The following is a 669-nucleotide window of genomic DNA, read 5'->3' as shown; positions in this document are numbered from 1 at the left end:
GATACAGCCGGTGATGGCTTGGGCGGCTTGGTGAGTGGCAAGAATCGCGTGCTGACTCCCGAGGTCGGTGTGTTCGCGTATGTCATCGTAGGCGAGGGGCTGGACGTCGCTCTTAGCGTTGCAGACGTTCCACGCCATATCCGTGGCGAGTTGGCAACCACGCTTCCACTCGGAGATGGTTTCTTCGAGGAGGTCGCGTTGCTCGTCCGTAACTTCGAGACGAGTGATTGCCGTCCGACGCACGTAGTCGTCTGCCACAGTTTCAATGTGGACCTACTGCTACTTATAAGCCAGTGCTCATTGTCTATACGAACGCGCTCCTCCCCTCCCTACTCACTCGCTCCGCTCATTCCTTGAGGAAGGGGACTCCGCGCTACCGCCTCAGTTGAATAACTAGCTCTTCGACGGAGAGTGCGTAGACGGTCATCTCGGTCCCTTTTTTGGAGTACCACGTGTCTACTGTTTCAACAAGGTCGGCTTCGCAGAGGTGCTCAAGGTGGTACCTAGCATTCTGCACGGAAGTGTCGGCAGCCTCTGCGATGTCTGAGGCCGGCGCCGGGTTGTCGTCAAGCGCCGCTAGTAGCTGCTGTGCTGTCTCCGAGGAAACTGTTTGGAGCACGGCAGTCGGTTGTTCGTTGCTAACGACGACACTAAGTCGTCCACGCGGCG

At 57.7% G+C, this 669-nt stretch carries 1 protein-coding gene and 1 pseudogene; both read right to left on the bottom strand.

Going from position 1 to position 669, the window contains the following annotated elements; genetic code table 11:
• A pseudogene (locus tag DEQ92_RS21180) lies at positions 1–258 on the bottom strand (RNA-guided endonuclease TnpB family protein); the annotation flags it as partial.
• Between the two features lie 115 nt (positions 259–373).
• Positions 374–669, bottom strand: a 296-nt coding sequence (locus tag DEQ92_RS21175; protein WP_233516930.1) for a helix-turn-helix domain-containing protein, incomplete at its 5' end; no start/stop codon positions are given.

It is taken from the genome of Haloferax sp. Atlit-6N (assembly GCF_003383195.1).
Taxonomy (GTDB): domain Archaea; phylum Halobacteriota; class Halobacteria; order Halobacteriales; family Haloferacaceae; genus Haloferax; species Haloferax gibbonsii.
The sequence above is the reverse complement of the archived record's forward strand: the minus strand, read 5'-3'. Positions and strand labels throughout refer to the sequence as shown.